This is a genomic window from Streptomyces sp. NPDC007983 (genome assembly GCF_042958345.1).
In the GTDB taxonomy this organism is placed as follows: Bacteria; Actinomycetota; Actinomycetes; order Streptomycetales; family Streptomycetaceae; genus Streptomyces.
Map to the genome: position 1 here is coordinate 1 of NZ_JBIBJI010000068.1, position 1,412 is coordinate 1,412.

At 56.4% G+C, this 1,412-nt stretch carries 1 rRNA gene; it reads left to right on the forward strand.

The window, feature by feature from the left end:
- Positions 1 to 1,391: ribosomal RNA gene (locus tag ACFZCY_RS45470) — 23S ribosomal RNA — on the forward strand; the annotation flags it as partial.
- Positions 1,392 to 1,412 lie beyond the last annotated feature (21 nt).

Genomic DNA, 1,412 nt, shown 5'->3' on the forward strand with positions numbered 1-1,412 from the left:
TGAGACCTGATGCCGAGCCGATTGTGGTGAAGTGGATGATCCTATGCTGTCGAGAAAAGCCTCTAGCGAGTTTCATGGCGGCCCGTACCCTAAACCGACTCAGGTGGTCAGGTAGAGAATACCGAGGCGTTCGGGTGAACTATGGTTAAGGAACTCGGCAAAATGCCCCCGTAACTTCGGGAGAAGGGGGGCCATTGCTGGTGATGGGACTTGCTCCTTGAGCTGGTGGTGGCCGCAGAGACCAGCGAGAAGCGACTGTTTACTAAAAACACAGGTCCGTGCGAAGCCGTAAGGCGATGTATACGGACTGACGCCTGCCCGGTGCTGGAACGTTAAGGGGACCGGTTAGCTCCATTTCGGTGGGGCGAAGCTGAGAACTTAAGCGCCAGTAAACGGCGGTGGTAACTATAACCATCCTAAGGTAGCGAAATTCCTTGTCGGGTAAGTTCCGACCTGCACGAATGGCGTAACGACTTCTCGACTGTCTCAACCATAGGCCCGGTGAAATTGCATTACGAGTAAAGATGCTCGTTTCGCGCAGCAGGACGGAAAGACCCCGGGACCTTTACTACAGCTTGATATTGGTGTTCGGTTCGGCTTGTGTAGGATAGGTGGGAGACTGTGAAGCGCTGACGCCAGTCAGTGTGGAGTCATTGTTGAAATACCACTCTGGTCGTGCTGGATGTCTAACCTGGGTCCGTGATCCGGATCAGGGACAGTGTCTGGTGGGTAGTTTAACTGGGGCGGTTGCCTCCTAAAGGGTAACGGAGGCGCCCAAAGGTTCCCTCAGCCTGGTTGGCAATCAGGTGTTGAGTGTAAGTGCACAAGGGAGCTTGACTGTGAGACCGACGGGTCGAGCAGGGACGAAAGTCGGGACTAGTGATCCGGCGGTGGCTTGTGGAAGCGCCGTCGCTCAACGGATAAAAGGTACCCCGGGGATAACAGGCTGATCTTCCCCAAGAGTCCATATCGACGGGATGGTTTGGCACCTCGATGTCGGCTCGTCGCATCCTGGGGCTGGAGTCGGTCCCAAGGGTTGGGCTGTTCGCCCATTAAAGCGGTACGCGAGCTGGGTTTAGAACGTCGTGAGACAGTTCGGTCCCTATCCGCTGTGCGCGTAGGAGTCTTGAGAAGGGCTGTCCCTAGTACGAGAGGACCGGGACGGACGAACCTCTGGTGTGCCAGTTGTCCTGCCAAGGGCATGGCTGGTTGGCTACGTTCGGGAGGGATAACCGCTGAAAGCATCTAAGCGGGAAGCCTGCTTCGAGATGAGGGCTCCCACCCACTTGATGGGGTAAGGCTCCCAGTAGACGACTGGGTTGATAGGCCAGATATGGAAGCCGGGTGACCGGTGGAGTTGACTGGTACTAATAGGCCGAGGGCTTGTCCTCAGTTGCTCGCGTCCACTGTGT